The sequence below is a fragment of the Luteolibacter sp. LG18 genome (assembly GCF_036322585.1).
In the GTDB taxonomy this organism is placed as follows: domain Bacteria; phylum Verrucomicrobiota; class Verrucomicrobiia; order Verrucomicrobiales; family Akkermansiaceae; genus Luteolibacter.
This window is the reverse complement of sequence record NZ_AP024600.1, coordinates 264,367-288,413: the sequence shown is the minus strand read 5'-3', so window position 1 is coordinate 288,413 and position 24,047 is coordinate 264,367. Positions and strand designations below refer to the sequence as shown.

The following is a 24,047-nucleotide window of genomic DNA, read 5'->3' as shown; positions in this document are numbered from 1 at the left end:
CCCTCCTACCAGCCCTTTTCGCCCCGCAGCTCCATGAAGGCGGGATCGTAGAGGTTGAACTCGATGCGGTTGAAGGCCGAGGTCTTGAAGGTGGCGGTGCCGAAATTCTGGCTGTAGCCGGTGAGGGTGTCCGCAGTGGACGAGTCCAGGCGGAAGACCACGCGGCTGCCATCCGGGAACCAGGCGCGGATGTCGCCATCCCGGATCTTCGGGCTTTCCGGATCCACTGGCTTGAGGGAGATCGTCTTGAGACGGGATACCGGCAGGTCGATCTCGCTGAAGCGGGTTTTCACCTTCATCAGGCCGTCCTTGATCGAAAGCACGTCCCCGGCGAGTGAGTCGCCGTTCCGCAGCATCATCCGGCCGGATTCCACTTCCTTCGACTTGGCCTCCTTGGCTTCGTTCTCCTGCTGTTCGGCCGCATTCAGATCCTCCGTCTCCGGCATCTGGTCGATCACTCCATCCCACGCGGAGATTTCGATCCGGGAAATACGGATCGAGCTGCCATCTTCGGTGACGAAGTGGATGTTTCCTCCGGTCGGGACGTCCCGGGCATCGGGATCGTTCCACACCACCACCGAGCGGCCTTCAACGATGAGATTGAAGACGCCTTTTTTCCGGTCGACGCAGAGTTCGACCCGCGCCTTCTCGTTCTCGCTGAACTCCGGGATGTTCTGCGTCTGGGGGCCGAGCACGATCGAGCCGCTCTCGGATTTTTTCCGCAGCGAGGCGTAGCGGCGCTGCATCATCAGCTCGTAGCAGTGCCGGGGATTGACGGTGCCGGGAGCGTCCGAGGCGAAAACGAATTTCAGCCGCAGGGCCGAATGCCATTCCAGGGTGAAGCCGATGCGGCACAGGTCCGGGAGCTTCACGTCCCGCGAGATGCCGCCTTGGGATCGCGATTGCAGCGCGCCGGATTCGAAGAACCAGGGAGCGGGCTTGTCCTTCTGGCGCTGCGAGTTTTCATCGATCGTCCAGCCATCGATGGAATCCGGTCCGCGGAACAACAGCTTCGGGCGGTCCTCGATGTGCACCGTTTCCACCATCGGGCGGTTCAGGGTGAGGCGCCCTGCGTACCAGGTGTCCAGTTCGATCGTCTTGTCCGTCACCGATGCCAGTTGGCCGCGGAGCGTGTCGCCGTTGGTGAGGGCTACCACGGCTTCGTAGTTCGCCGTCGATTCGGGAGTGGCAGCGGGCAGGTTCAGTTCCTGCACCTTGCCCATCATGAACGAAGCGGGACGCTCCAGCAGTGGCGATTCCCAGATAATGCGTTCCTTGGAGATGGAGGAAAGCCCGCCACCCAGTTGGTCGTGGTTCGAGAGCAGGATGGTCCCATTGGAGGCGGCCCCGGCGGGAAGCATGGCCGTCAACAGAAGGGCGGTCAGGTGCTGGAGTTTCATTCCTGGGATTCCTTTGGGTCCGGGGTGAAGCCGGCCTGTTCGATCGAGGCCACGGAAGAGCGTTTCAGGGACAGGGCGCCGAGCCGCGCGTGGCGAGCCTCGATGCGATTGCCGGAGAACGAGCAGGAGTCGACCTGCAGGCTACCGCCTCCCTGTAGGCGTAGGAGAAACGGGGAAGGGGGAGGGGCGGGCTCCGTGTTCTTGGGAGCCTTGAAGAACACCGTCGATACGTTCCGGGCCGGAATGGTCATCGGTTGCTCCAGCACCGGGCTTTTGAATGACAGCACGGTTTTGCCATCGGCGGGAGTGCGGATGGACTCGAGCTTGCCGCTGTAGCGATCACCGTCGGCGAAGATGAGCGAATCACTGGTGGTGTCACCGCGGTCCTCGGTGCGGTAGCGGTCGCTGTCCGCATCCCAGGAGGTGATGCGGAGATTGCTGACCGTTTGCTCGGTGTCGCCACCGGCATTGGTGGAGAAGGAGAGGCCGCCGCCCGCGGGCGGGTCCTTCACCGGATCGGCGCGGTGGCCTTCCAGCACGCCGTCGACGAGCAGCCACAGCTCCGAACGGCCGCGGTTCACGCGGATCTCCACGTCCATTCTGGAGTTCGGGAACGAGTCCGGCTGGCGGTTGTTGTTGAGCTGGATGAGCGTGGTCGAGGCACCCGGGCGTTGCCCGCCCAGGCGGCGCAACTCGATGCCGCCATTGTTGAACTGAAAGGCGTAGCGGCTGACGGTCGGGGAATCGGAGTCCGGCAGATCGGCGAAGGTCGCCTGGAAGTTCGGGTTGCCGCGCCAGGAGAGCGTGAAACGGATCGCGAACTGGTCGGGCAAGTCGAACGAGCGGGACATCCGGCCGCTGCCGTTGCAGGTAAAGCGGTTGTCCTGGGATTTCCACTTGTCGTTGGTCCAGCCTTCCAAGCCGGTGACCCCGTCGTAGAGCACCTTTTCCTCGTGGATGCCCAGGTCCATCGTGCTGAGGATCGCGCGGGGGATCTTCAGGTCCCCGGCAAAGGAGGTGGCGACCATCAAGGTCGAGTCATCCATGCTTTTCAGCTCGCAGGGCAGGTGGTCGCCGTTCTGCAGCGTGAGCCGGGTGCCGCCCGGTGCCGGGGTCTCGTTGGTTTCCGCGAAGACCACGCGCTTCACCGCGCCGGGTTTCAGCGACAGTGGCTCGGACGCCACCGGGGACTCGATTTGAACGCCTCCGCCCTCCGTGATGGCGGTGACCTTCCCGGAAAGCTTCGAGGAGCCGTCCAGGACGATTTCATCCGCGGTGGCGTTGGCCATCGCCAGCAGGACCATCCCGCCCGCGAGGCGTGCGAGGCGGTCAGAACTGGGCATCCCAATCATCGAGAAAACTGTTGGAGTTTTTGAAATCGAGCATCACGGCGTAGTCGAGGTCGACCTTGGTTTTTCCGACCACCGGGGAGGTGAGGATCAGGCTCGAGCCGGTGCCTTCCTTGGTGGCTCCGGACAAACGGCCGAACGGGAGAAAGCGCACTTGGACCTGGTTCGAGGTCGGTTCCTGGGCCTTCGCCAGGCGGTTGCGGGCGAAGCGCACTTCGGCGACGTCATCCATGGGGAACTCGACGGCTCCGTAGCGGCCCTTCAACTGGAGCTTCCCTTTCGCCAGCCCGGTGACTTCTCCGGAAAAGCGGTCGGTTCCATTCGAGAGCAGGACGATGTCCATGTCGTTGGTCTGGAGGCTGCGGGCGGCATCGGGCATGCCGTTCCACTCCGCCACCACCAGGTCGGAGATGCGCACCGGGGCATTGGCCATCTGCCCGGGTGCGGACAAGGTCTGGACCTGGAAGCCGATGGCACCGCCGCGGCCCGCGTAGCCATCGTCGCCCTCGCCCGTGCCTTCGGTCCACTGGGCGGCGAACTCGTCGTTGATGAACAGGGCGATCTCCCCGTTCTTGCGGTTGCAGCGGATCTCGACCGTGGCCTCGCCGGATTCCGGCAGGCGGGCGTTGGTGGCGCTCGATTGGATGCGCTCTAGGACCGGCTTGCCGTTGTCGTCGTATCCGCAGCGGTTCAGGATCACGTAGCCGGGATAAAGGTTCATCACGTAGGCATTGCCGAACATCATCGGCAGGCCGGGGCCGTTGTCCGGACGACCTTGCCCGTTCTTCGCGTCGTCGGCCGCCTTGTCCGGCTTCTTGAGGTCGGCGTGGAAGGCGATCGCCAGCGCGAGCCGCGATTTCCACGCGATCTGGAACCGGACCATCGCCCGGTCCGGCATGTGCACATCCCGGGTGAGCGCCGTGGCACCCTGCCGGTGGTACCACGCGCCGCTGGAGTAGGACCACGCGGGCAGCTTTTTCTCCTCCGGTGGATCGTCCGCATGATCGGCGTCCTTGCGGTTCCCGTTGGCTTTCACGGCCGGAGGTTCCTCCTGCTCGGGGGCGGTGAGGTTCCATCCTTCTTCCGAGAACGGGCCGTTGAAGAGGAGTTTTCCACCCAGGGGATTCGGGGAGATCATGCTCACGCTCGCCCGCGGAATCACCAGCGGACCGGCGAAGACGGTGTCGATGGAGACCTCGTGGGCGTCCATCGCGGTGATGGTGCCCGGAATGCGGTCGCCATTCACGAGGCTGACGCTGGAAAGGTCCGGAAGCGGTTTCGCGGGGCGGGCGGAGCGGAGCACGACCTGGCGGAGCTGGGTGACCTTGAAGTCGACGGGGGCGTCCACGTCGTCCCGCTTCCACACCACGGCCGGGCCTTCCTTCAGGCCGCCGAAATGCCCGTCGAGCCGGTTCCCGTTGGTGAACCGCAGGAGATCGGCGGACGCGGCTTCTTCCGCGGAGTGGACCGGGGAGATGCCGAGCAGCAGGGCTGGAAAAAGGCGCTTCATTTCTCGTAGATCGGCAGGAACCGATAGTTCAATGCCAGCGAAAGCAGGGCTCCGGCGGTGCTGAAGGAACCGCCCTGGCTGCCGGGCCACGACCCGTCCCGGTTCTGGAGCGTGGCCATGTAGCGGATGTTGCGGGCGTTCCAGTCGCGCCAGACGGTCTCGTCCGCGTGGAACAGCGCCTGCGACATATAGTATTCGTAGTAGTAGGGGTAGTAGCGGTCCCGGTAGTCGAGGTTCTTCTTCAGGTATTCCAGGCTGGCCTTGTATTCCTTCGAGTCCTTGCTCTTCGCCAGCGAGAGGCAGAGCGAGCCGATCGCGGTGAGGGTCGGCTTGCTGCCGCCCGCGGAGGTGTAGCCGTAGCCGCCGTCGTTGTCCCGGTTCTTGGCCAGGTAGGCCAGGCCCTTGTTGATGGAGTCGTCCGGCACGCCGAGTCCCGCGTTGCGCGCGGCGAAGAGGGCCACGATCTGGCAGCCGGAGACGGTGGTGTCCGCGTCCTTGCTGTCCGGCGTGTAGCGCCAGGCGTTGAAGCGGGAGTTGCGCTTCTGGGCGCTGAGAATCAGGTCCACGGCCTTCTTCAGGGCCGGGGCGATCTTCGGGTTGTCGACCACGCCATAGGCCTCCGCCAGGCAGAGCGTCGAGAACCCGTGGTTGTACATGCTGTTCCCGATGTAGCCGTTGTTCGCGTTCTGCTGGGACAAGATGTAGTCGAGCCCCTTGCGGATGTAGGGGGCGTTCGGGCCCACGTTCGGATCCTCGCCGTGGGCGAGGAAGGCCAGCACGCACAATCCGACCACGGCGGGTTCGGATCCGACGTTGTCGGTCCACGAGCCCTGCGCGTTCTGGTTTTTGGCGAGATACTGCAAGCCTCGTACGTACATCGACTCCACCTGCGCGGGGATGGTGTCATCCGCGCGCCGCGGCAGGTCCTGGCCGCGGGCGGCCGTCACGAGGAAAAGGAGTGGCAGGAAGAATCTCATTTCGCGAGTTTGTCGGCCCCCCGGTTGTAGGCGTCCAGCGCGCCGCGGAACTCCTCCGGCAGGGCTTTGCCCGCGGTCCCTGCGGCCTTCGGCACGCGGCGTGGCTCCGGTTTGCCGTCGCCGCCGTTTCCAGTGGTGGAGTTGGCGCTGTCGGACAGGCCGTGGACGCCGCCACCGCCGGTGTCGCCGCCTTGCTTGCCTTCCTTCGGCGGGCCTTCCTGGTCGCCCGGCTGGGGCTTTCCGGCCATGCGTTCGAGCATGTCCATCATCGCGCCGCCGGCCTGACTCTGGCTTTGGTCCTGTCCCTGGCCTTGGCCGCTCTGTTGCTGGCGGGCCTTGGCGGCTTCCAGGATCTTTTCGATAACCTCGGTCTGGGCGGCGATGGTCTCGCCGCCGGTGTCCTGGTCCATCAGCCGCTCGGTGGCCTCGCCCATGATGTCCTCGCACTCCTTGAGGAGGTCGATGACCTTCTTGACGGTCTGCTCCAGCGCGAGCTGCTGGACATCGGCGGAGAGCTCGTCCTGCCGGGTCGCGAGTTTGCCTGAGCCAGCCTTGTGGTCGTCATCCGCGGTCACCACGGTGTCGTCCGCCTTGGCAATCGCCTGTTTCGCCGGTGCGGCGTCACCCTCCGCCCACAGCGGAGCCGTGGCGACGAGCATCATGGCGAGCAAGTGTCGGGTTTTCATGGCTTGGCGGGAGCGGGTTCCTGGTTGGCGCGCTGGAATTGTTCCAAGGCACGGGTTTGCGAGCGGATGTCCATTTCCTGCTGCACCATCTTCATGACACGCAGCATGAACTCGAAATCCTCGTCCTCGGAGTTTCCTCCGCCGTTGCCGCCACCGCCGCCGCCCGGTTGGTTCATGTCGCCTTCCAGCTTCTTCGCCCACTCGGCGAGCTTGGTGGACCAGTCCTTGGCGCCCTCGGTGGCGGTGAAGCTTTTCGCGGTCTGCAGCCGGGCGCGCACTTCCTCCAGTCCGATGTCGATCTTGGAATCGCGCATCTCGTCGAGGATCTGCTTGAAGGTCTCCTTCTCCGTCCGCGTGTAGTAGTGGCCCAAGTCCTCCTGGATCCAGCGGACGTCGGAGGCGGTGTCGGATTGCTGGCGCACCGATTCGTTCAGCAGCCGCTGGTCGGCGGGGTCGATCTCGGAGGCTTTCAATCCGAGCAGCACGTCGTGCTTCCGCACCAGCGTGGTGGCGATGCCGTCTTCCTCGGAGGCGGCCTTCTTCAAGCGGCTGACGAAGGTGCCGGCCTCGAAACGGCGGTTGGCGTCGTTCGCCTTCTCGATGGCGGCCTGCATTTTCTCCACGGCTTTCTGCTGCTCCTTCACCGCGTCCTCCACGTCCTTCTTCGTCTTCTCGGGCGTGTTGGTTTCCTCGGTCGAATCGCCGAGCTTGGAGTCGACCTTCGGCATGTCCTGCTTGGACAGCTCCTGCATCGACTTGAGTGACTCCGCCATCTTCTTGAGCGTGTTCTTGTCGATCTGGCCGTTGCGGGTGGAGTCCTTCATGAGCTGCTCCATGCGTTGGGACAGCTCTTCCATGCGGCGGGTGTTTTCCGTTTCCGCCTGCTGCTGGGCATCGAGGCGGTTGCGGTTCTCGTCCTTCTGGAGGTCGGCTCCATCCAGACGCTGGAGACGCTCGTTTTCCTCAAGCTGGTTGCGCTCGCGGCGGGCGAGGTCCTCCAGCTCGGTGATCGAGCGGTCGAACTGGTTCTTCAACATCTGCGCGTGCTCGTCCCGGGTCAGCACGTAGAGCGTGACCGGCTCCGAATAGGCGCGCGGCCGACCGGGGAGGAAATCCTCCGAATAGGCGCGCAGGGTGAGTTTCTGCGGCCCGATGCCGAAGGCCGCGGGCGAGAACGCCACCGGACCGGAAAAACGCCGCTGCTCGGTGCCGCCATCGCTCAACTTCATGCCGCCGCTCGCGGGGGCTTCGTCGGTGGGCCGGGTGAACTCGCCCGTCCACTCGATGCCCGCGACCTTCAAGCCGAAGTCATCCTCGGCGAGCACTTCCATGTCGAGCGTCTCCTCCGGGAGCATCACCTTCTGGCGTTCCACGCCCTGGAGGTAGGCGGTCGGTGCCGCGTCCTTGAGGGGGTCGATCCGGAGCTTGAAGCCGCTGCCATTGGCGAGGCCGAAATCATCCTTCCAGGAAAAGGGGATGTCGAAGGGCACGCTGCCCACGGCAATCACCGGCGTGCGCGCATCCTGGCCCTGGAGGGTCAGTTCCCCCTCGATTGGCACGAATGCAGGCACGGCCTCCTGCTTGTCCGGAGCCGGGGGGCGGCTGGCGACGGTGGGGCCGAAACGGGCGGTCTGGAGCGGCCGCGAGGTGCGGATCCGGATGTCCACCTGGCTACCCTCCACCACGCTCAGCACGCCGGTGTCGAGCTCCACCGTCTTTTCCGGGATGCCAAGGTAGGTCGGCGGCATCACGTGGACGGTCGTTTTTTCCGCGGCGGGACGCTGGACCGGAGTGATCCGGGTTTCGTGGACTGCGTCGCCGATGTGGAACACGATCGTGCCCGGGTCCTGCTGGCCGGGGAATTGGAAATGGTAGAGGCCGTCGTGCAGGTCGGTGTTCACCGGAGGCTGGAGGCCGTAGCGGCCCGCGGCGGTTCCGGGCTGCTTCTCCGAGTCCGGGGAAAGCCGCAGCTCGATGTCGAAGGCCTCGCCGAACGGCACTGCCAGCTCGGTGGGCGGCGAGTCCAGCATCGTGAAAGTGTAGCGGGGCGTGTCGGAAAGCGGCATCAACCAGCGGCGCAGGGCGTTCGTGCCCGCCCGTGGGGCGGAAATCAGGATTGCGGCGGCTCCGGCGAACAAGGTCAGCGCGGCCAGCGCCCATTTTTTGTGGCGGGCAGGCGGCAGGGCCTCGGCCAGCGTGCGACTGGCGGCTTCCGCGGCCACGGCTTCCATGGCGGCAGCCCGGAGGCGCGGTGAAAGCGAGGTGACGCTCTCCTGCTGGCTCTGGAGTTCCACGACTCCCAGCAGCCGGTCGCCAAGCCCCGGGAACCGCTGGGCGATCAGGCGGGCGAGCTGGTTCTCCCGGCGGTGCCGCCACACCCAGCGGTGGATCCAGAACGGCGCGAAAATGGCGAACACCGAGGTGCCGCCGATGAGGATCAGCAGGCGCACCAGTGCCGGCGTCTGCCAGATCCGGTCGAGGCCGTAAACCAGCAGGAACGACACCAAAAGGCCGATTACCCCGGCGATGACTGCTTCCTGGACTTTGATCCGCCACAAGACCCGGCGGAATTCCTCAAGCTGCAGGCGCAGCGACTCGGGAATCGGCACCGGAGGGGGCGATGGAGGGATTTCAGGCATGCGGATGACAGACGGGATCTCGGGTCCGGAGCGCGATCCCTTAACCTTCCAGACAAGGAGCCTGGTTTCCAGTCGATTTATCGCGCGTTAGAGGCTGCCGAAACAGCCCCGCTCCGGGACTCCGCCGTCCTCTCAGAGATACGGATTCGCCTTTTGTTCCTTTCCAACCGTCGTGGAAGGACCATGTCCGGGAAACACCCGGGTGTCCGGGGGCAGGGTGAGCAGCTTGCGGGTGATCCCATCGAGCAGCAGCGGGCCGTCGCCGCCGGGGAGATCGAAGCGCCCGACACTCCGCGCGAACAAGGTGTCGCCGGAAAACAGCACGCCTTCCTCCGGGAAATAGAACGTCACGCTGTCCGCGGAATGGCCCGGTACATGGGCCAGTTTGATGACGAATCCGTTGATTTTCAGTGGCTCGTCGATCTTGAGGAGGTGGTTCACCTCGTAGGGCTCGATCGCGATGGGCATGCCCCAACTGCGGGCCTCCCGTTCCAGCGTCAGCGACGGCGAATACTCCGCGAAAGCGTGGATCCGGGCTCCCAGCCGGTGCAGGGCGGCGACATCCTCGACATGGTCGTAGTGCTGGTGGGTCAGCAGCACATCGGTGGGATGGATGCCCTTTTGCTCCATCCAAGCGACCACCCCGGCCGGGGCATCGACGAGAATGTGCCCGCTGGGGGCTTCGATCAGGTAACCGTTGGTCTGGACAAAACCACCGGTGAAAAGACTGAGATTCATGGCTGGGTGCGCAGGTGTTCGATCGCTTCGCGGAGGTCCTCCGGGGTCACCTCGTCGCTCAACCGCGCCGATCCAGGCGCATCGAGCACCACGAAGCGGACCTTCCCGCTCTCGAACTTCTTGTCGCGTCCCAACTTTTCAAGGACTGTTTCCGTCGTGATTTCCGGGGAAAGCACGAGCGGCAGGCAGAATCGTTTCAGCAACGCCAGGATCCGGGCGGAATCCGCCGCCGCCAGCCCGGCGCGCTTTTCGGAAAGGTAGAGAGCCGCTCGCAGGCCGAGCGAGATTGCCTCGCCGTGGAGCATCTCGCCGTAGGGCACGGCGGCCTCAATGCCGTGGCCGATGGTGTGGCCGAAGTTCAGCAACGCACGCTCGCCGGTCAGCTCGTGCTCATCGGCTTCGACGATGCGGGCCTTGATGGCGATGTTGCGGGCGATCAGGTCCGCCGGGACGTCGCGGGAATCCGAGTCCAGGGCGGCCAGCTCCGTGAGCATCGCGGCATCGCGGATGGCGGCGTGCTTGATCACCTCGGCGAAACCTTCGAGGAACTCGCGGGCGGGCAGGGTGCGGAGCAGCTCCGGGTCCACGATCACCAATTTCGGCTGGTGGAACGCGCCCACGAGGTTCTTGCCCTCGGCCACGTTGACGCCGGTCTTGCCGCCCACGGAGGAATCAACGTTCGAGACGATGGTGGTGGGGATCTGGGCAAACGGGATGCCACGGTAGAAAATGGCCGCCACGAACCCGGCGAGGTCGCCGGTGACGCCACCGCCGAGCGCGATCACGGAGGATTTCCGGTCATGGCCGGCCCGGATCATCGAGCGGCACAGTTCCTCGGCCTGGGAAAGGGACTTCGAGGGCTCGCCGGAGGGCACGGTGTGGAGCGTGGCCTTGAAGCCCGCGGCTTCCAGCGATGCCAGCAGCGGCGCGCCGTGGAATTTCGCCACGGTCGCATCGCTCACCACGGCGATCTTGCCGCCGAATTTGATCGCTCCCAGCAATTCGCCCGCTTTCGCCAAAGCACCTGGCTCCACGACCACGTCGTAGGAGCGCTCCGCCAAATCCACATGCACCGTCGGCATGCGGGGGATCAAGAGGCCCCGGGCCGGGGGAATCAAGGCCCAAGGAGGCGTGCCTCACCAGTGGATGACCGTCAGACCGTCGATCCGATCGAAATGGGCATCCCGGGTGGCCAGCGGCATGTCGAGTTCCAAGGCGACGGCTGCGATCCAAATGTCGTTTTCTGGAATCGGCCGACCCTTGGTTTCCAGAGCCACGGAGGCCCGGGCATAGTGCTCGGCAGTGGCGCCGTCCGGGTGAAGTACGGCGACCACCTTCAAGAAAGACAGGAGTTTGCCTTGGTGTTTGGGTGGGTTCGCCGATTTCAAGACACCCTTCCAAAGTTCTCCCAAGGCCACCAGTGGCATGAACAGGGGTTCATTGGGCCGCACCAATTGGAACAGATCGAGTTTCCCGCGGAAGTGGGCAATGATCACGCTGGAATCCAACAGGATGCCCTGTGAGCGATCAGCCATGGTCTTCCAAGCGGCGGGAGTTTTCGACGGCTTGTTCGAATGCCTGCCCGTCCCGCTCATCGAGAAATCCATGGGTTTCCCGCAAGACTTCGGCGCGCTCCCGCTCCGCGGTTTCGCTCAGACGATGCACATAGCGGGCAACCTCCACGAGCTTGCGCAAAGGCATGCCGTGGAGATCGTGCATGATGGACTCAATGACCGTCATCGGGCGCAAAAGTAACGCGTGATCCGGCAAAAGCGAGCTTTCACCGTAGCTCCAGGCTCCTCGCGATCAGCACCAGCGCGTCCCGCCGGTCCTTTGGCAGGTCTCCGGCGGCGCATTCGCGGGCGAGGCCGGAAACCAGGTCCTCGTCGAAGATCTCGGGCTGCTCCTGGATCAGCCACGCCGACCACGCGGCGAGCAGGGCGGCGAAACGGGCGTCATTGGAAGGCTCCGCTTCGTCGGACGGTGGCTGGATGGGAAGAGGGGCGGCGTCCTTGCCGTCCACCTTCCAATGGATGGCGCCGAGGTTCTTGGCTCCGGCCCGGGCTTCGACTTCGATCAGGAGGGTGGTGCCGGTTTTGGCGGGCAGGATTCCGGGGATGGGCTCGTTTTCCAGATCCTTCACCGGCGAATAGCCGAGGAGGCGGAACTGGGTGACGGCCGTCGGGGCAACGTCGAGAAAGGCTTCGATGGCCCGCTGGCCATCCGCCGCGCCCTGGATGCGCACCATCAGCAGCGTGGCGGAGGGTTTCCACGGGCAGGAGAAGGATTCAGCTACCACGCTAGCTCCTTTCGCGATGGCGGCGGTGCCGCCGGGTTTCAGCGAAAAGGCGTTCAGGATTTCCTCAAGACGCACCGCCTTGGCGGGAGGCAGCACGTGCTTGCCCGTCACGCTGGAGGAAATCCAACCGAGGCTGGCGGTTCCGGCGAGAACAGGCAACGGGAGTTGCTGGGTGGCCGAGGTCTGAATGGCGGCGCGCGCTGAAACCTCCGGCAGCGTGGTCAGGTCGAGATTCGGGGTGGCGGCGAGCTTGGCGGCGGCACCAGTCAGGAAATCCCCCGGAGCGGCGTCGAGCGCCTGTCTCCGGAGCCGGGCATTGGCGGCGGCGGTGCTCAGGGCTGGTTGGGCGGCGGCAGGAGCCAAGGCCGGGCCGGGCAACGGCAGCAGGAGCACCTCCAGCGGCACAGTCGGGGCCGGGGCTGCGGGTGTCGGCGCAGGAGCCTGAGGTTCGGCCGGTGATGGCGTGGCTGCTGCCGGGGCAGGAGCGGTAGGGGCCGGGGATTGGGCGACCGGTTCCGGGTTGTCCGGGCGCTTCAGGAACATCACGAGGGCGATGATCCCCACGGTGACGCCGACCATTGGCAGCACCCAGCGGGGATATGAGCTCGGCCGATCGGGCTGGGCCACTCCGAGTCGGGCGGCATGCAGGATGGTTTCGCGCTGCGTGGGCAGCAGGGTGACCGGTGCGGCCGTGGGTTCGACGATGGTTTCGCCGGTGCCTGCCACCCGCTTCCAGCGAACGTCCTCGGTGGTCGTTGGTCCGCCCTTCGGGGCCAGCTTGCGGGCCCGTTTGGCCGTGGCGGTTTCCAGCCAATCCTTGGCGCCTTCTGGATACAGGTCCGGGGATTGGCGGCAAAGTTCGAGAAACGCCCCCATCACCGCCTCGCGTGCCTTGTCGGTATCGCCGGTCGTGTTCCGGGCCTCGGCCACCAGATGCGCCTCGTGCGCGATCAGGGCGGCGGCGATGAAGCGCTCCTGCGCGTCAGCGGATGAAGTAGCTGAGGTGTTCGAGTTCGAGGGCGAGGTCGACATTGTTCACGGTGACGTCCGCCGGCACCTCCAGGAGGATCGGCGAGAAATTGAGGATGCCCTGCACGCCGGCGGCAACGAGCCGGTTGGCGGTGGCTTGCGCGAATTCGACCGGGATGCAGAGGATCGCAAGCTTGATTCCGTGTTTCACCAGGAAATCGTCGAGTTCCGTGTCCGCGTGGACCGGCACGCTGATGCCGCGGGCCCGGGCGGCGTCCGGCGCGGAATCGAAGGCGGCGACCACCTCGAAGCCTTCCTTCTGGAAGCCTTGGTAGCGCAAAAGGGCCGAGCCGAGGTTGCCCGCGCCGATCAACACCACCGGCTGGAGCCGCTCACGGCCCAGCGTTTCGCGGATGGTGGTGGCCAGCAGGTCCACCGGATAGCCGAGGCCGCGGGTGCCGAACTGGCCGAAATACGCCAGGTCCTTGCGGAGCTGGGACGGCTTCACGCCCGCGGCACGCGCCAGCGCCGTGGAGCTCACCGTTTCCACGCCGTTTTCCTTCAGCCGCTGCAAGCAACGGTAGTAGATCGAAAGCCGGTAAATGGCCTTCTTTGGAATATCCACCTTATCCACGGGTGCTGGAGAAAAGCCATCCCATCGCCGGTGGTCAAGCCCGGTCACCGGAGGGGAGGTGAGAGAAATCCTAACCGGAAATCGTAACCGGTGCATGTCTGAAACGCGCGATCCCGGATCCTCCGTCCCCGCCCCCTCGGCCGGAGAGCGTTGGTTCGGCCGGTCGGTGTGGGGGCTGGGCCTGCTCATGGTCGCGGCGGCGGGCTTCGTCGCCTACGAGGCCATGCTGGACCAATCGACCGATCGCATTGCCCGCGAGCACGGGATTGCCTTGCCTGCGTCCGCCTCGAATCCGGAGTGCCGCGGCGATGCCTGGCACATGATTCTGGATCGGGGGGCTTCCTCCACCTTCGAGATGGCGCGGAAGGACCTGTGCGGGTTCGTGTCCAAGCTGAAGGTGCAGGGTTCCCGCACCTCGATCCCGGGAAATGAGGTCTACCGGGTCTCCGCCGCGTGGACGAAGAGTCATCCGATGGCCAGCTACGAGTGTGAATCGCCCACCGGGGATTTCCTGGACGTGCAGATCTTTCCCATCGACTGCAAGCGGGTGGGCGTGAGGCTCTATACGGACTGGAATTGATCCATGAAGGCGGGAATCAGCATGGCGGTGGCGCTGGTGGTGGCGGCGGGTTTCTTCTGGTGGCTGGGACAGGTATCCGCCTCCAGGGGCGTCCGTTTGCGAGCCGAGGAGCAGGCCGTGTGGCTGGCCCGGGTTTGGGAAGACGGTCGGGCTTTCGAGTCCCAATTGCGGGAAGCCGGGGAACGCGGCGGCATCCATTTGTCGCCGGATGAATGGCAATCCGCGGATAGCCCCGACCTCGCCTGCGGTCCGGTCGTGGAAGGCAAACGGGTGAACGTCCGGAAAGACAGGACGATGTATTGGAGGCCAGTGCGTTGACAGGCCTCAGAGCTCTTCCGGCTTCTGCATCAGCTCGGCCACGCGCTTGAGCAGCAGGCCGGCACCGCCGCCGTCGACCACGCGGTGGTCGAAGGTGAGGACGAGGTCGGCCTCAGTGGCGGGCAGGAAGGCTTCCACCTCGGTGCTCCACACCGGCTTCTTCACGCCGGCACCGATGCCGAGGATGAGAGTTTCATTCGGCAGCGGGATCGGAGTTGCCCAGGTCAGGCCGAAGGTGCCGAAGTTGGTCACGGTGGCGATGCCGCCCTTGGTGTCTTCCTCGGTGAGGCGGCGGCGGCGGCCACGGTCGACGATGTCGTCATATTCCCGGACCAATTCGCGCAGCGGCTTTTGATCGACCTTGCGCATGACCGGCACGACCACGCCGTCCTCGACTTGCACGGCCACGCCGATGTCGAAGGCGCGGGGATGCACGACCTTGCCGCCCATCAGGAAACCGGCGCTGGCCGGGTCTTCGGACAGGGCCTTGGCGAAAGCTCGGAGGAGATAGAGGGTGAGACCGGGCTTGGGATCGCTGTTGCGGCGGTGCTCCAGCGCGCGGTCGAGGCGGACCGGCAGGCCGACGGTGGCCAGCGGGCGGGTCCAGCTCCGGCGCATGGCGTCCGCCACCGCGAGGCGCATCGGCGAGGCCTGGCTGCTCGGCCAGGTTTCGATGTAATCGATGAAACGCTCGAGGTCGTTGACCGTCACACGGCCGCCGGAACCGGTGCCGACGATGGCGGAAATGTCCGCCTCGCGCAGGCCGAGATCGTCCATCCGCGCGCGCATCCGCGGCGAGATGTAGTGGGCGCCCATGGTGCCGGTCGGCACGGGCAGGCCCTTTACGGTGGGCACCACGGCCGGGGCCTCCTCGTAGCTTTCGTCCTGATTGCCGAAATGAAGGTTTTCCTCGGCCTGCGGGCTGCCCGGAGGTGGGTTCACACTGAGCTTGGCCTCCATGGCTTCCAGCGTTTCCACGCCGGTGCGGGCCACTTCCTCTTCCGTCACCTCCAGCATGCCGAGCACGCTGCCCACGGAGTAGGACACGCCTTCCTGGGCGCGGAGTTCGGAGACGATGCCATCGCAGAGCGTGGTGACTCCCATCACCGCCTTGTTGGTCTCGACCTCGATGATCTCCTGGTCGGTGCGCACCGTGTCACCCACCGCGACATCCAGCCGGACGATGGTAGCCTCGGCGATGGATTCGCCGAGCTGGGGCATGAGGATCGGAACGAAAGGCATGGGAATTGAGAATCAAGAGTCCAGAAACCAGAATCCAGGGAAGAGTTTCCAGTTCGGAGTGATTAGAAGGAAAGAAGGCGGCGGAGGGCTTCACCGATCGACTCGGGGGTCGGGCGGTGGGCGGCCCACAGCTTCGGGTGATAGGGGACCGGCGTGTCGCGGGAGTTCAGGCGCTGCGGCGGCGCGTCCAGCAGGTGGAAGCCCTCGCTCACGGTGCGGGCCACCACCTCGGCGGTGACGCCACCCCAGGGGAAGGCTTCACCCACGGCGAGCAGGCGGCCGGTGCGGGCCACGGAGGCCAGCACGGTGTCCATGTCCAGCGGCTTCACCGAGCGCAGGTCCACCACTTCGATTTCCCAACCGTCCGCCTGGAGGCGTTCGGCGGCGCGCACGGCCTCATGGACCATGGCGGAGTAGGTCACCACGGTGGCGTGCTTGCCGGGGCGCACGATGCGGGCCTGGCCGATCGGCAGGTAGTCGCCGTTGATCGATTTCGCCTTCAGCCAGCGGTAGAGGAACTTGTGCTCGCAGTAGATCACCGGGTCCTCGAGCGCCACGCTGTCGAGCAGCATGTGGTAGGCATCGGACACGGTGGCCGGAGTCACCACGATCAGCCCGGGGTAGTGGGCGTAGATCGATTCCATGCTCTGGCTGTGGAAGGGCCCGGAGCCGGGCGTGCCGCCGGAGGGCAGGCGCACGGTCAGCGGCACCGGCACGCCGGTGCGGTAGTAGTGGGTCGCCGCCTGGTTGACGATCTGGTTGAACGCGATCGACGAGAAGTCGGCGAACTGCATTTCAATGATCGGCCGCATCCCCTCGATCGCCGCGCCGACCGCCAGGCCGAGCATGGCGTCTTCGGAAATGGGCGCGTCGAACACGCGGTTCGGAAACTCCTGGGCCAGGCCCTTCGTCGCCTTGAACGCACCGCCGAAGGTGGCGATGTCCTGGCCGTAGAGGAAGACACGGGAATCCTCGCGCAGCAGCTTCAGCTGAGCCTCGCGGATCGCATCGATGTAGGTGACACTCACTCGGAAAAAATTAGGAAAGTCGGGTGGAATACGCGCGCCAGTCGTCGGAGTAGGGATCGGGCGTCGGTTCCTGCTGGGCCTGGGCGACGGACCGCTGGACCTCTTCCGCGGTCTCTTCCTGCCAGGCGAAAAGTTCATCCACGGTGGCGAAGCCGTGCTCCACGAGCTGGCGCATGGCCACCTCGATGCAGTCGCGGCCGTAGTGGCCCGCCTTCATCGTGTCCGGCACGTAGGAGCCATCGTCGTGCTCGCCGTGGCCGGAGAGGCGCAGGAGCTGGGCGACGACCATCTGCGGGCCGTGGCCCTCGCGGGCGCGCTGGACGGCGTTGCCGATCACCGAGGCGCAGGCGAGCAGGTCGGTGCCGTCCACCGCGTGGCCGGCGATGCCGTAGCCGCGGGCGCGCTCGACCAGATCACGGCAGGCGAACTGGCGGTCGTTCGGGGTCGAGTAGGCGAAGCCGTTGTTCGCCACCACCACCACCATCGGCAGCTTTTCCATAGCGGCGAGGTTCACGCCCTCGTGGAAGGCCCCGGTGGAGGTCGCGCCGTCGCCGATGCAGGTCGCGCCGACCACACCGGCCAGCTCGCCCTTCAGGCGTTTGGCGAAAAGCATGCCCGCCACCAGCGGCACCTGCGCGCCGAGGTGGGAAATCATCGCCGGCATGCCCATCGACGGGCGGCCGCGGTGGATGTTGCCGTCCCGGCCCTTCATCGGCCCCATCACGGAGCCCAGGTAGGTGCGGGTGCAGTCGATCATCGGCTCGCCGAAGGCGTCGCGGCCGGCTTGGTCGCGGATCAGCGGGGCGAAGACGTCCTTGCCCTGGACCAGGGCCGCGCCGACGCAGGCGCTCACGGCTTCCTGGCCGCGGCCGAGGTAGACGCCGCCGACGATCTTGCCCGCCTTGTAGAGGCTGGAGAGCTTGTTTTCGAGGAGGCGCGCCCGGAGCATCGACCGGAACGCCGCCCGGATATACTCCCGGTTCAAAACCGCTCCATCGGTAAAAGGTTGCACGTCCAGCTCAGGCACGGGAGGAGGCTAGGGCAGGGCGGACAAGCCCCGCAACAGCTTTCGGATCGCAACAGGCAAAACGTCCAGGTGCGGGGATGGAGGATTGTTTCCCCGGAAGTGGTGGGGCCGGAAGGCAGGTTTTTTTCCCTTTACGCGCCATGCCTGTGGGCAGAATTGCCGATTGATTCGTTCGCGTCCTTTCATCCTGAATATCCGGTCATGTCTTTTGTCTCCCGCCTCGTGCCTGCCCTTCCCGTCTTCGCCCTGCTCTCCAGCGCCTGGGCGGCCACCCCTCCGGCTCCCTTCGGGGCGGTTCCCGCCGAGCGGCAGGTGGCCTGGCAGCGGATGGAATACTACGCGTTCGTCCATTTCGGCCTGAACACCTGGACCGACCGCGAGTGGGGCTATGGCGACGAGGACCCGAAGTTGTTCAATCCCTCGTCCTTCGACGCCCGCGCGATCGTCCGCCAGTTCAAGGAGGCGGGCATGACCGGGGTGGTGCTGACGGCGAAGCATCACGACGGGTTCTGCCTGTGGCCTACCAAGACCACCGACCGCAACATTTCGAAAAGCGGCTGGCAGGGCGGCAAGGGTGACCTCGTCCGCGACTTCTCCCAGGCCTGCAAGGCGGAGGGGCTGAAATTCGGCGTCTATGTTTCGCCCTGGGACCGCAGTCAGGCGGAATACGGCAAGGACGGCTACGTGAAGGTCTTCCATGAGCAGATCCGCGAGGTGCTGAGCAACTACGGGCCCATCTTCGAGATTTGGTTCGATGGCGCGAACGGCGGCGACGGCTGGTACGGCGGCGCGAAGGAAACGCGGAAGATCCCGGCGAACTACTATGACTTCCCGAAAATCGTCGAGATGGTCCGAAAGCTCCAGCCGCAGTGCGTGGTGTGGGGCGCGGGGACCTCGGGCGACGCGCGCTGGGGTGGCTCCGAGCAGGGTCACGTGGCCTACCCGCACTGGGCGACGCTGGATTCGAAGCGTGGCGGCAATGGGGCGACCGGCCTTGCCCACGGCGACCGCTGGGTGCCCGCGGAAGGGGACACCTCGATCCGTCACGGCTGGTTCTGGCACCAGCGCGAGGACGCCCAGGTGAAGAGTTCCGAGAAGCTCCTGCAGGTGTGGTTTGATTGTGTCGGCCGCGGTGCGAACCTCATTCTCAACGTCCCGCCGAACCGCACCGGGCAGCTCAGTGCTCCGGACATCGCCTCGCTGAAGGGCTTCCGCGAGCTACGGGAATCGATGCTTTCGAAGGACTTCGCCCGCGGCGCGAAAGCGGGCGGACCGTTCCGTGGGAATGACGCGAAGTTCGCTCCCGGCAATCTCACCGATGGCAACATCGACAGCTACTGGACCGTGGACGACGGCAACAACACCCCGTCCGTGGAGATCCGTTTCGCCGCTCCGGCGACCTTCGACGTGATCCGCCTGCGCGAGCAGATCCGGCTCGGCCAGCGCGTCGAGGGCTTTGCGATCGACGCGTGGCAGGGCAATGATTGGAAGGAAGTTCACAAGGGTTCCACCATCGGCAACCAGGTGTTGGCGCGTCTGGGCACGAGCTGCACCACCGACCGCCTGCGTCTCCGCATCACCGCCTCGCCCGCGGTGCCGTGCCTCAGTGAGCTCGCGGTGTTCCAGGCACCCGTCGTGCTGGTGGCTCCCACGATCGCGCGCGATGACGCGGGGAAACTCACCCTCGCCGCGCAGGGGGGATCGATCCGCTACACCACCGATGGCTCGGAGCCGGGCGCGTCCTCCTCGGAATACAAGGAACCGGTGGATCTGCCCTCCGGCGGCGTGGTGAAGGCCCGCGTGGTGGCCGGGGACAAGCTCGGGCCGGTGGCATCCCGCGCGCTGGGGATGACGAAGTCCGCATGGAAGGTGGTCTCGATGACCGCGGGCGACGCGAAGAACGCCATCGACGAAAACCCGAAGACGCTATGGCAAACGCACCCGGCCTCCGGTGAGCTGCCGCCGCCGCAGGGTTTCGTGATCGACCTCGGCGGTGAGGTGAAAATCTCCGCCTTCACCTACCTGCCGCGCCAGGATGGCGTGGCCCACGGCATGACCGACCGCTACCGTTTCGAGGTCAGCCGCGATGGCCAGTCATGGACGCAGGCGGCGGAAGGGGAGTTCTCCAACATCAAGGCGAACCCGCTGGAACAGACCGTGCCCTTGCAAGCGCCGGTCACCGCCCGCTACTTCCGCTTCACCGGCCTGCACGCCGTGGAGAAGAACCACGTCACAGCGGCGGAGATCGGCCTAATTCCCGCGCCCTAACCGGGGAGCTTACTTCAAAGCAGAGGAGAAAGGATGGTGTCAGGGCTTTCTGTCCATTTTCCAACGCCTGATGCCGTCCCCGACCAAGCAGGCTCCCCCAAAGAGAAATGCCATGCTCAATCCCCAGATAATCCCACTGGTGAATAGGGCGAAAATTACAAGAGCGGACAAAAGCATTACCAATATCCCTGTTGCGATCATCGTCAGGCCAGCCGAGGATCGGCCGTCGTTCTCTTCTCTTTTCGCGGTGAGATACTGTTCGTAATGTGCGGCTGAATCCCATTGGGAGGGTTCACCGCAATCAGGACAACTGTAGTTTCGATCAAGCCCGGCACCACAACGGGAGCAGGTGCTCAAGTAATAGAATGTGTCTGCCGGGTCTCTCCAAGGGCGGGCGCAATTGGGACAAGGCTCCCTGGGCGAGATGCAAGATCTGCAAATGATCGTCTGGCACTCGGGGCACCACGTCCCGTTCGGGGCGATTACGATTTTTTGCCCACATGCGTGACATTCTTTTCCTGCGGTTTGCATGGGTTATCATCTCCGGTTCCAAGCGATCAGATCCGCGTATCGCACGCCCTTGCCGCCGAAGAGATCCAGTGCGCTGCCGACGGTCACGTCCACCTTGCCCTGGCCGAGGGCGTCCACCTTCGCCACGTCCGAGAAGCTCGCGGCTCCTCCGGCGTAGGTGAGCGGGATTTCGCCCCAGGCACCGAGGAACTCGACCAGCTCGCCATCGATGCCACGGCACAGGCCCTCGACATCGGCGGCGTGGATCAGGAACTCGTCGCAATACGGCGCGAGACGGTCGAGCGTCTCCACCGTCACATCCAGGTCGGTGAGCGTCTGCCAGCGGTTCATCGCCACCGTCCAGCCGCGATCGGTGCGGCGGCAGGACAGGTCGATCACCACGCGCTTGCGGCCCACGGCCTTGACCAAGGCCTTGATTTGCTCCGGGAGGAAACGGCCGTCCCGGTCGAAGAGGGCTGAGGTCACGATCACGTGGCTGGCTCCGGCCTCGATCCACTCGACGGCGTTCTCCGGGGTGATCCCGCCGCCGAGCTGCATGCCATCCGGCCACGCGGCGAGCGCCTCGCGGGCGGCCTCGTCGTTGCCGGGGCCGAGCTTGATGATGTGCCCGCCGGTCAGGTGGTTCTGGCGGAACGATTCGGCGAACCAGGCGGAAGGCTTTTCGGAAACGAAGTTCTCCGTCGGCCCGGCACCGCTGTCGCGCAGGGTGCCGCCGACGATTTGTTTCACCTTGCCGTCATGGAGGTCGATGCAGGGGCGGAATCGCGTCACGGGCCGGGTGTTAGGGCGTGGAGGGGAAATGGTAAACCGCGAATCGACGGTCAGCGGAGGCCCTTGGGGCCGCCCGCGTCCTGCGGCTTGTCAAACAGCAGCGTGGTCACGCCGGTGCGGCGGTCGCCCGCCATGCTGGAGACGGTCATTTTTTTCAATGTGTAAACTCCATTGCCGACGCTCATGATTTCATCGACTTGGAATTCCTTCAGCATCGCGCCGCTCTTGTCGAAGCCGCGGACGCGCATGAAGGCGCCCTGCTTGGTGTGGACCCACACGTAGACCACGGCGTAGCGGCCGCCGCTGCCGGCGGGTTTGTTGAGGCGGATCTTGTAGCACTCCTGGCCGCCGACGCTTTCGGTGCCTTCCAGCTTGGGATCCGGCCAATAGAAAAATTGAAAAGAAAGGTCCTCGTAGGTGAGGTCGGTGCCGGCGATCGGGCTGGTCAGCTTGCTGGCCGGAAAGATGGTGGTCTTGCCGTCCGCGCCGACGTCGAAGAGGTCGTATTTGCCGTCGCCGAGGCGGAGGTGGAAGCGCTGGGTGGTGCCGCCGGAGTCGTAGGCGAACTGGATGTCCTTGCCGCGCAGGAACAGGTGGACCGGGGTTTTTGTGCCGTTTTTCGAGAGATTCCCGTGGAGGTCGCTCTGCTGGAGGGTGGTCGCGATGCGGGTGCCCTCCATGATCTTGGCGGGATCCGGGTTCTGGGCGGCGGCGCTGGCGATGGCCAGGATCGTGGTGGCGAAAAGGGCGCGGAGCATAAGGGTAGGGTAGCCGGGTTGCCGGATTGGACAAGAGCGGGAGCCGATTCCTTCAAAAAACCTGCACGTTCGAACCCCGGTTTTTCAAAATGGTTCCATTCCGGGCTTGATGGGGACGCGGGGCCGGAATTGGATCACCCTAACGCCTTTCACGCGGCCACGCCCCCAACCATGAGTCTTCGCAAGCAGTTATCGGACATCCTTCCCTCGTTGCTCCCCAACAATCCGGTGGACGCGATCAAGGGAACCGAGCTGATCCGCCTGACCCGCCTGCAACTCACGGGGAACTATTCGGATGCCTCGTTGCGATATCATTTCTCCATCATGTCCTGCGATCCGGCCTCGCCGATCGCGAAGGTGGAAAAGGGCCAGGGCTACTACAAGCGCACCGCCTCCGTGCCCGCGCTCTCCGGCGCGCAGGAGCTGCTCTCGATGACCCAGGGCCGCCTCGACGACCTCACGGCGGATCCGCAGACGGCGGACAACGCGCTGATGCGCATCCGCAAGTTCCGCGCCGTGGTCACCCGCTATTTCGAAATCAACGGCCGCTTCCCCTTCGCCTTCCGCGAGGCCTTCGCCAAGGACGCCCCGCTCGGCAACCTGTGGAAGTATCCGGAGCTGGTGCTGGTCGATTGGGAAACCGGCGAGTCCGCGGACGAGGAGATGACGCTGGATGAGACGATGCTTTCGCTGAAGCAGCGCCTCGGCCTGCCGCCGTTCCGTCTCCACGGCGCGCGCCTGCGCATCCAGCCCTCGCTGCTCAGCTACCGCGAGGATTTCTTCCAGACGCTGGCCGTCTCGATGTGGGCGCAGGGTGGCGAGCTGATCTATGCCGCGCCGATCGAGGACGAGGCGCTGGCCGATGGCCTCCGCAAGCTCAATGCCCAGTTCGGTGTGGGCGTGACCTCGTTCGGCCTGACTGCCGAGGCGCTCGACGACCTGCCGCGTCCGGCGAACATCCTGAATGCCCACCCGCGGGAAACCGAGGCGATCATGGGCAAGCTGGAGATCAACCGCATCGCCGCGCCGCATTCCCGCCACCACATCGACTGGAACGCGCTCGGCTCGCTCCGCACCGAGTCGGAGGAGGCGGAGAAGCTGGTTGGCTGGCTCAGCCGCTGCCTCGAGGAGCGCCGCGCCGAGCCGTTCAAGGAAGAGGGATGAAGTTTCTCGCGCTGCTGCCGGTCCTGCTGCTCCCGTCCTGCATCGCGCCGCCGCCGATGCCGGCCCGGCAGATGGCGTGGCAACGGCAGCAGGGGCTCTCCGGCATTCTCGACCGTCCCGCGATGGGGCTGGGGGAGATCGAAGGGGTGGCCCACCGCGTCGCCCGCACCAGCGGCTTGTATGTCGCCGGGACGATCCATCAGAGCTATGACACCAATGGCCCGCTGGCGTCCATTCAGGCGGTGTCCGGCGGTGAACGCATCAGCGTGAACCCGCGGGCCGCCCGCGAGGTGCCGCTCAATGCCTGGGCGTTCATCTTCGGCCACGAGTTCGCCCATCAGGTCTACAACTTCGGCCACCGCGGCCACACCGATCCCCAGCAGGAGCTCCGCGCCGACATCATCGGCGCGCGTTACGCCATGGATGCGGGGTATGAACTCCGGCCCTACATCCGCTGGATGCTGTCACGTCCCTCCCACTACACCCCGAGCCACGGCGACCTCCACTGGCGCGCCCATGAGCTGGCGAAGCACTACGGGGTGGGTCGGTAGCACAAACATTCCTGTTTGTGAGCGGGTGGAGTCCGCGTTGTTGGAGATCCCCAAACGATCCCGGCGGATGGTTTGGATACTCCCCGGCCATCGAGCCGTTCACACTCACAAGCAAGGAATGCTTGTGCTACTCAGCCAGCTTCGGCGGGATCAGAAACAGCAACCGCCCGCGGCGTCCCGAGGGTGCCACATCGAGGCACGCGAGCGCGCCCTTCTTCACGTCCACCGCGCCACCGCTGGCACCGAGAAGAAACTCGATCAGGCTGGAGAGGTCCGGCTCATGGCCGACGATGGCCACGCGCCGGAAGTTGGAGAACGCCCGCAGCTCGTTGAGCGCGGTGTCGGCGCGCATGCCGCAGGCGATCCACGGCTGGATCAGCGGCGCGGCGATCCCAGCGGCTTCGCAAAAGGTTTCCGCCGTCTGGCGGGCGCGGACCAGCGGGCTGGTGAGCACGAGGTCCGGTGCGAAACCCGCCGCCTTCGCCAGTTCACCGGCGCGGCGGGCTTGTTCGTAGCCCTTCTCCACCAGCGCGCGTTCGCCGTCGCCCCCGGGGTGTCCGTGGTCTTCGGCTTTGCCGTGGCGGAGAAGGATCAGTTCCATCGGCGGG

The 24,047-nt window shown here is 65.4% G+C and carries 23 protein-coding genes; 5 read left to right on the top strand and 18 right to left on the bottom strand.

What is annotated here, in order from left to right; all coding sequences use genetic code 11:
* Nucleotides 1–5 precede the first annotated feature (5 nt).
* From llg_RS01200 to llg_RS01145, 12 genes are all read right to left on the bottom strand, one after another.
* Nucleotides 6–1,400: a hypothetical protein gene (locus tag llg_RS01200; protein ID WP_338287685.1), complete on the bottom strand. Its 1,395-nt coding sequence runs from the start codon at nucleotides 1,398–1,400 to the stop codon at nucleotides 6–8.
* Nucleotides 1,397–2,743: a hypothetical protein gene (locus llg_RS01195; protein ID WP_338287684.1), complete on the bottom strand. Its 1,347-nt coding sequence runs from the start codon at nucleotides 2,741–2,743 to the stop codon at nucleotides 1,397–1,399. The genes llg_RS01200 and llg_RS01195 overlap by 4 nt, the downstream gene beginning before the upstream one ends.
* Nucleotides 2,730–4,259 carry a hypothetical protein gene (locus tag llg_RS01190; protein WP_338287683.1) on the bottom strand — a complete coding sequence of 510 codons (1,530 nt, stop codon included), beginning with the start codon at nucleotides 4,257–4,259 and terminating at the stop codon, nucleotides 2,730–2,732. The genes llg_RS01195 and llg_RS01190 overlap by 14 nt, the downstream gene beginning before the upstream one ends.
* A complete protein-coding gene (locus llg_RS01185) occupies nucleotides 4,256–5,236 on the bottom strand; it encodes a prenyltransferase/squalene oxidase repeat-containing protein (protein WP_338287682.1) in 981 nt (326 codons plus the stop codon). Before llg_RS01185 ends, llg_RS01190 begins: the two co-directional genes overlap by 4 nt.
* Nucleotides 5,233–5,922 (bottom strand): hypothetical protein, encoded by a 690-nt coding sequence (locus llg_RS01180; protein WP_338287681.1) that lies wholly within the window; start codon nucleotides 5,920–5,922, stop codon nucleotides 5,233–5,235. The genes llg_RS01185 and llg_RS01180 overlap by 4 nt, the downstream gene beginning before the upstream one ends.
* Entirely contained in the window at nucleotides 5,919–8,561 is a 2,643-nt protein-coding gene (locus tag llg_RS01175) for a hypothetical protein (RefSeq protein WP_338287680.1), read from the bottom strand. The genes llg_RS01180 and llg_RS01175 overlap by 4 nt, the downstream gene beginning before the upstream one ends.
* Nucleotides 8,562–8,693: 132 nt before the next feature.
* Complete coding sequence (locus llg_RS01170; RefSeq protein ID WP_338287679.1) at nucleotides 8,694–9,299, bottom strand: MBL fold metallo-hydrolase; 606 nt, start codon at nucleotides 9,297–9,299, stop codon at nucleotides 8,694–8,696.
* Entirely contained in the window at nucleotides 9,296–10,381 is a 1,086-nt protein-coding gene (gene aroB, locus llg_RS01165) for a 3-dehydroquinate synthase (protein ID WP_338287678.1), read from the bottom strand. The genes llg_RS01170 and aroB overlap by 4 nt, the downstream gene beginning before the upstream one ends.
* Before the next feature lie 54 nt (nucleotides 10,382–10,435).
* Nucleotides 10,436–10,795 carry a PIN domain-containing protein gene (locus llg_RS01160; RefSeq protein WP_338287677.1) on the bottom strand — a complete coding sequence of 120 codons (360 nt, stop codon included), beginning with the start codon at nucleotides 10,793–10,795 and terminating at the stop codon, nucleotides 10,436–10,438.
* 31 nt (nucleotides 10,796–10,826) lie between these two features.
* Nucleotides 10,827–11,018 (bottom strand): hypothetical protein, encoded by a 192-nt coding sequence (locus llg_RS01155; protein ID WP_338287676.1) that lies wholly within the window; start codon nucleotides 11,016–11,018, stop codon nucleotides 10,827–10,829.
* Between the two features lie 61 nt (nucleotides 11,019–11,079).
* Entirely contained in the window at nucleotides 11,080–12,630 is a 1,551-nt protein-coding gene (locus llg_RS01150) for a hypothetical protein (protein WP_338287675.1), read from the bottom strand.
* Complete coding sequence (locus tag llg_RS01145) at nucleotides 12,581–13,201, bottom strand: redox-sensing transcriptional repressor Rex (protein WP_338287674.1); 621 nt, start codon at nucleotides 13,199–13,201, stop codon at nucleotides 12,581–12,583. The genes llg_RS01150 and llg_RS01145 overlap by 50 nt, the downstream gene beginning before the upstream one ends.
* Nucleotides 13,202–13,295: 94 nt before the next feature.
* On the opposite strand from llg_RS01145, the gene llg_RS01140 reads away from it, so the two are divergent.
* Complete coding sequence (locus tag llg_RS01140) at nucleotides 13,296–13,781, top strand: hypothetical protein (protein WP_338287673.1); 486 nt, start codon at nucleotides 13,296–13,298, stop codon at nucleotides 13,779–13,781.
* 3 nt (nucleotides 13,782–13,784) lie between these two features.
* Nucleotides 13,785–14,099, top strand: a complete 315-nt coding sequence (locus tag llg_RS01135) for a hypothetical protein (RefSeq protein WP_338287672.1) — start codon at nucleotides 13,785–13,787, stop codon at nucleotides 14,097–14,099.
* A gap of 6 nt (nucleotides 14,100–14,105) precedes the next feature.
* Here the strand turns inward: llg_RS01135 and llg_RS01130 are convergent, their stop codons facing one another.
* The 3 genes from llg_RS01130 to llg_RS01120 form a co-directional block, all read right to left on the bottom strand.
* Nucleotides 14,106–15,341: a dihydrolipoamide acetyltransferase family protein gene (locus tag llg_RS01130; RefSeq protein WP_338287671.1), complete on the bottom strand. Its 1,236-nt coding sequence runs from the start codon at nucleotides 15,339–15,341 to the stop codon at nucleotides 14,106–14,108.
* A 62-nt stretch (nucleotides 15,342–15,403) separates the two neighbouring features.
* Nucleotides 15,404–16,369, bottom strand: a complete 966-nt coding sequence (locus tag llg_RS01125) for a transketolase C-terminal domain-containing protein (protein ID WP_338287670.1) — start codon at nucleotides 16,367–16,369, stop codon at nucleotides 15,404–15,406.
* A gap of 10 nt (nucleotides 16,370–16,379) precedes the next feature.
* On the bottom strand, nucleotides 16,380–17,396 hold the full coding sequence (locus llg_RS01120) for a thiamine pyrophosphate-dependent dehydrogenase E1 component subunit alpha (protein WP_338287669.1): 1,017 nt from the start codon (nucleotides 17,394–17,396) through the stop codon (nucleotides 16,380–16,382).
* Between the two features lie 201 nt (nucleotides 17,397–17,597).
* On the opposite strand from llg_RS01120, the gene llg_RS01115 reads away from it, so the two are divergent.
* Nucleotides 17,598–19,664 carry an alpha-L-fucosidase gene (locus llg_RS01115; RefSeq protein WP_338287668.1) on the top strand — a complete coding sequence of 689 codons (2,067 nt, stop codon included), beginning with the start codon at nucleotides 17,598–17,600 and terminating at the stop codon, nucleotides 19,662–19,664.
* A 537-nt stretch (nucleotides 19,665–20,201) separates the two neighbouring features.
* Here llg_RS01115 and hisA read toward each other — a convergent pair.
* Both hisA and llg_RS01105 read right to left on the bottom strand, forming a co-directional pair.
* The gene (gene hisA / locus llg_RS01110) at nucleotides 20,202–20,966 is read right to left on the bottom strand and encodes a phosphoribosylformimino-5-aminoimidazole carboxamide ribotide isomerase (RefSeq protein ID WP_338287667.1); all 765 of its coding nucleotides are present in this window, start codon (nucleotides 20,964–20,966) and stop codon (nucleotides 20,202–20,204) included.
* A 50-nt stretch (nucleotides 20,967–21,016) separates the two neighbouring features.
* The gene (locus tag llg_RS01105) at nucleotides 21,017–21,724 is read right to left on the bottom strand and encodes an outer membrane lipoprotein-sorting protein (protein WP_338287666.1); all 708 of its coding nucleotides are present in this window, start codon (nucleotides 21,722–21,724) and stop codon (nucleotides 21,017–21,019) included.
* Nucleotides 21,725–21,895: 171 nt separating this feature from the next.
* On the opposite strand from llg_RS01105, the gene llg_RS01100 reads away from it, so the two are divergent.
* Both llg_RS01100 and llg_RS01095 read left to right on the top strand, forming a co-directional pair.
* The gene (locus tag llg_RS01100; RefSeq protein ID WP_338287665.1) at nucleotides 21,896–22,888 is read left to right on the top strand and encodes a hypothetical protein; all 993 of its coding nucleotides are present in this window, start codon (nucleotides 21,896–21,898) and stop codon (nucleotides 22,886–22,888) included.
* Entirely contained in the window at nucleotides 22,885–23,439 is a 555-nt protein-coding gene (locus llg_RS01095; RefSeq protein ID WP_338287664.1) for a hypothetical protein, read from the top strand. The genes llg_RS01100 and llg_RS01095 overlap by 4 nt, the downstream gene beginning before the upstream one ends.
* Nucleotides 23,440–23,566: 127 nt before the next feature.
* Here llg_RS01095 and sixA read toward each other — a convergent pair whose 3' ends face one another.
* Nucleotides 23,567–24,040, bottom strand: a complete 474-nt coding sequence (gene sixA / locus llg_RS01090) for a phosphohistidine phosphatase SixA (RefSeq protein ID WP_338287663.1) — start codon at nucleotides 24,038–24,040, stop codon at nucleotides 23,567–23,569.
* Nucleotides 24,041–24,047: the final 7 nt, after the last annotated feature.